The organism is Pseudoalteromonas sp. ND6B, from assembly GCF_000764215.1.
Classification (GTDB): Bacteria; Pseudomonadota; Gammaproteobacteria; order Enterobacterales; family Alteromonadaceae; genus Pseudoalteromonas; species Pseudoalteromonas tetraodonis.
The window spans coordinates 1-4,614 of the sequence record NZ_JQFL01000024.1; the positions used below are offsets into that span (position 1 = coordinate 1).

The 4,614-nt window shown below is 41.3% G+C and carries 5 protein-coding genes and 1 pseudogene; 2 read left to right on the plus strand and 4 right to left on the minus strand.

Features of this window, described 5'->3' with window-relative positions; translation table 11 throughout:
* Positions 1 to 714: IS256 family transposase (locus ND6B_RS12620; RefSeq protein WP_033102931.1), on the plus strand; the 714-nt coding region annotated here is incomplete at its 5' end.
* A 79-nt stretch (positions 715 to 793) separates the two neighbouring features.
* On the opposite strand, the pseudogene ND6B_RS12615 reads toward ND6B_RS12620, so the two are convergent.
* The 4 genes and pseudogenes from ND6B_RS12615 to rfaH form a co-directional block, all read right to left on the minus strand.
* A pseudogene (locus ND6B_RS12615) lies at positions 794 to 994 on the minus strand (UTP--glucose-1-phosphate uridylyltransferase); the annotation flags it as partial.
* A gap of 7 nt (positions 995 to 1,001) precedes the next feature.
* Entirely contained in the window at positions 1,002 to 1,496 is a 495-nt protein-coding gene (locus ND6B_RS0119120; RefSeq protein WP_081844667.1) for an IS3 family transposase, read from the minus strand.
* Between the two features lie 62 nt (positions 1,497 to 1,558).
* Positions 1,559 to 1,870 carry a transposase gene (locus ND6B_RS19875; RefSeq protein WP_081844665.1) on the minus strand — a complete coding sequence of 104 codons (312 nt, stop codon included), beginning with the start codon at positions 1,868 to 1,870 and terminating at the stop codon, positions 1,559 to 1,561.
* A gap of 298 nt (positions 1,871 to 2,168) precedes the next feature.
* Positions 2,169 to 2,651 carry a transcription/translation regulatory transformer protein RfaH gene (gene rfaH, locus ND6B_RS12610; protein ID WP_033103098.1) on the minus strand — a complete coding sequence of 161 codons (483 nt, stop codon included), beginning with the start codon at positions 2,649 to 2,651 and terminating at the stop codon, positions 2,169 to 2,171.
* Positions 2,652 to 3,029: 378 nt separating this feature from the next.
* Between rfaH and ND6B_RS12600 the strand changes: the two genes are divergently transcribed.
* A protein-coding gene (locus tag ND6B_RS12600; RefSeq protein WP_152569104.1) for an IS3 family transposase occupies positions 3,030 to 4,576 on the plus strand; the annotation gives its coding sequence in 2 pieces (ribosomal slippage) (positions 3,030 to 3,510 and positions 3,510 to 4,576; 1,548 coding nt in all).
* Positions 4,577 to 4,614: the final 38 nt, after the last annotated feature.

Here is a 4,614-nt window from a genome sequence, read left to right on the forward strand (position 1 = left end):
ATTCATTATAAGATTAAAGAAAATGGGCGCTACGTGAGTAAGGCTATTTATACCGTACTAGGTGTCAATATCGAGGGCCGCAAAGAGTTACTTGGTTTATATATCTCTGAAAGTGAAGGGGCTAACTATTGGCTATCAGTATTAACAGATTTACATAATCGTGGTGTATCCGATATTTTAATTGCCTGTGTTGATGGACTAAAAGGCTTCCCTGAAGCAATAGCAACAATCTATCCTGACGCCGAAGTGCAGGAGTGCGTTATTCATCAAATTCGTAATTCGATGAAGTATGTTGCTTCAAAGCACCAAAAAGAGTTTATGGCTGACTTGAAACCCGTTTATAAGGCAGCCACTAAAGATGCAGCAGAAGCCGCTCTCGCCGAATTAGATGCCAAATGGGGCAAGTTATACCCTATCGTTATCGAGTCTTGGCGTCGTAAGTGGGGCAATCTGTCGGTTTACTTCAAGTATCCAGATTACGTGCGTAAAGCTATTTATACCACAAATGCAATTGAAGCTGTACATCGCCAGTTTAGACGACTCACCAAGACTAAGGGAGCATTCCCTAATGAAAACAGCTTGATGAAATTATTGTATGCAGGCATATTGAATGCCTCGAAGAAATGGACAATGCCAATCCATAATTGGAATCTGACATTGTCGCAATTGGCCATCCACTTCGAAGGTAGGTTAGATGGTGTGCTAGATATTTAGCAACTTAGGCTGACACAGAATTCTGAACGCCCTCTGGAGGCCTGAAGCTCGTCGCTCGTAGCCCGATGCCCGTCGCCCGTTACCCTTTAACCAACTCTTTCATATGCTCAGTAAACTCATCGCCTAAGCTTTTATCGCGCATGCTGTATTCTACAATCGCTTTTAAATAACCGAGTTTATCGCCACAGTCGTGTGAGCGGCCACTCATATGAAACGCTTCTACCGTATCAATAGCCAATAATGCATCAATCGCGTCTGTAAGCTGTATTTCACCGCCTGTGTAGTGGTCAACTAATTTTGGCCACAGTTTTAGAATCTTGATATCTAATCTCAGATTCATTCGGCGCTAAACCAGCATTATAATGATGTGGTCTAACATTATTGTAATATCCGTTGATATAATCACTCACACTATATTTAGCGTCTCTAAAGTTTTCATATCCAACTTTTGACACCCATACCGTATTGGGTTCATCAACACTAAACTCACGACCCAACAAGTTTTCTGCAGTGATATGCCCCTGCTTTTTTCCGCTACCGGTATGTCGGCGTTTACCCGCGGCTGAGCGGTAACCCATACTCTGCAGTAATCGCTGCACACGGCCTTTACTACACTCATACCCATTGTCTATAGCGGCTTTCCACAACTTTCTGTAGCCCGGAATACAGTGCTCATCACTACTTACTTTTTTCAAAAACTCAAGCAATGAGTCGTTTTCTGACGCACGTTGACTTAATGAGTGCTTTAGCCATTTATAATATCCAGCTTTTGATACTGACAACCATGTGCATAATTTTTTTATCGTTTTCTTAGCTGTCGCAGCTTGGTGAATATACTCAAATCTTATTCTTTTCGGCTGTCCAAGTTGGCCTTCGCCTTTTTTAACACATCGTTCTCCAACTGCGCATCTTCCAATTGCTTTTCAAGCTTACGCACTTGGCGCTTCAAATCTTTATATGACTTATCAGGGCCTTGGTTTTTAATTGGGTTAGATGTACTTTTTGACGTCATTTTTCGTCTCCATTTAGATAATAAGACAGGGTTAATGCCCAGTCGATGAGCTATTACATTAACAGTATCTGGAGAGTCTAACGATTGTTCAACTGCTTTTGTTTTAAATTCAATTGAATGACTACGCCTAGTTTTGATTTTCATAACACTTATTCCTTAAATAAGTGTCCACTTTTATAGAGTCGTATCAGAAAAACATAAAAACACCGCGTTTAATGCAAATGCGGTGTTTTTTTATACCTGTAGCTGCGGGTTCACCCCGCGTCGGTATTAGGGTTAGGTTCGAGGGCCTAGGTTCTAGGTGCTAGGCTCGTAACTCGTTGCCCGCTGCCCTAAGTTCTAGGCTCGTTGCTCGATGCCCATCGCCCGGAGCTCGTTACCATGAACTTTAACACCGCACTTGGCTTAATCTATACCTAGAACCTAGCACCATCACTTTTATCTAAGATTCAATATCTTTATTGTATACACTCATTTCTATTTGCTTATTAAGTAGGTTAATTAACAAAATACTGCGCATATCGCCATCGGGCTCTTTGTATATTGCTTGAATACTTTTAAAAGAATCGTTATTAACGCTGACTACATCACCCGCTTTTGGCATTGTTGACTCAACGGTTTGTGAACATTTACTTTGTAATTGTTCAATTAAACTTGTGGGTACCACTTGATAACTCGCACCATAAGATACAAACCCACCAATACCGCGGGTATTTTTTACAGCAGAAAAATTTCCGCTGTTTAATTTAAGACGAACAAACAAGTAATTAGGAAACAAAGCGAGCTGTTTAACAGTACGACGACCTTTAACCAGCTTTTCTGTTGTTAATTTGGGGTAAAATGCCTCAATCCCTTGGTTGGTTAAGTTAGTTTTTGCCCTTTCCTCTTGTCGGGGCTTGCACATAACTAAATACCAATTTTCCATACTATACCCTGTAACCTTAGCTTAACGAGCAGTCGCCAGCATTTATCAAACCGAACTCGCCATTGTAAACTACTTACGGAATTGATGCGAGCCTGATAGTTAGGTTTTAGGTTTTAGGTTTTAGGTTTTAGGTTTTAGGTTTTAGGTTTTAGGTTTTAGGTTTTAGGTTTTAGGTATTTAAAAACCTTGCGGTTAACATTGCAAGGTTTTTTTATACCTGTAGCAGCGGGTTCACCCCGCGTCGGTATTAGGGTTTAGGGTTTAGGGTTTAGGGTTTAGGGTTTAGGTTCGAGGTTTTAGGCTCGAGGCTCGTAACCCGTCGCCCGCCCCCTGTGTCAGGATAGTTGTCGCCTCTAACTTTTAATAGAGGCAGATATAATGAGACGTCGATTTACACAAGAATTTAAAGTTCAAGCGGTTGAAAAAGCATTATCTCAATGTGATGATGTTCGCTTAGAAGATATTGCAGATGATTTAGGTGTCGGTTATTCAACGTTACAGCGTTGGATAGCACTCGCAAAAAAACATCAACTTGAAACACACCAGACGGGTAGCCAAATGACAGCAGAAAAACGACCACAAGACTGGAGTTTAGAAGAAAGACTCAGCGCGATTATTGACTGTGGTCATTTAGATGAAACAGCCATTAATGAATACTGTCGTAATAAAGGGCTTTACCCGCATCATATTAAGCAGTGGAAGCAAGATTTTGCCCAAGGACCTACAACGAAACTAGTTAAATCAGACAGTAAACAGCTTAAGCAAGAGATAAAACAGCTGCAAAAAGAACTGAATCGTAAAGATAAGGCCTTAGCTGAAACAGCCGCTCTGCTTGTTCTCAAAAAAAAAGCGGATGCACTCTGGGGTTTCAACGAGGACGATTAACAACACTGGCTGAGCGACATGAATTAATAAAGCTTATTACAAACGCGCAGGATTCAGGGGCAAGGAAAGAAAAAGCATGTGAGTTACTTGGGCTGACGGCAAGAACCGTTCAACGTTGGATTGAAGCTGACAATATGACTGACAAGCGAACAAGTACGATAAAACGGCCGCCAAATCGTCTCACAGAGTTAGAGCGGCAGCGTATTATTAATACGGTTAACTCAACTGAGTATGGGCATTTACCGGCCAGTAAAATAGTCCCTAAGCTGCTTGATAACGGCATATGGATAGCGTCTGAAAGTTCATTTTATCGTGTCATGAAGGCACATAACTTATTAACGCATAGAGAAAAAGTAAAGCCGGCAAAGCCGATGAAAAAGCCAAGAGCATTGAAGGCAGTGCGTGCAAATGAAGTGTATACCTGGGATATCACCTATTTACCAACGAGCGTAAAAGGGCAGTTTTTATACTTATATTTAGTGATGGACATTTTTAGTCGAAAGGTTGTCGGTTGGCAGGTTCACGACACACAGTTAAGTGAATTAGCCGCAGATTTAATGAAGGATATTTGCAGTCGAGAGCAAATAAAGCGAGAGCAAGTCACGTTGCACTCAGATAATGGCAGCCCAATGAAAGGCGCGACATTGTTGGCAACATTACAGGAGCTAGGCATTGTGCCATCATTTAGCCGACCGTCAGTAAGTAATGACAACCCGTACTCTGAGTCGTTATTTAAAACGTTAAAGTATCGCCCAGAATACCCAGAAAAGGCATTTGAAGATATAAGCGCAGCAAGAGAATGGGTAAGCGGATTCGTTGATTGGTACAATAATGAGCACCTACACAGTGGTATAAAATTTGTGACGCCAAATCAACGTCATTCAGGTTTAGATAAAGAGATATTAGCCAAGCGTCAGCAGGTAAACGATGCTGCTAAATTGAATAACCCAAGTCGTTGGTCAGGAAAGTCACGAGATTGGTCAATGATAAACGAAATAAATTTGAATCCTGAGAAAAAAGAAGAAATGCGGGCGGCATAAAATTTAACTTGAGGCGACAACTAACTTGAAAAACTCCG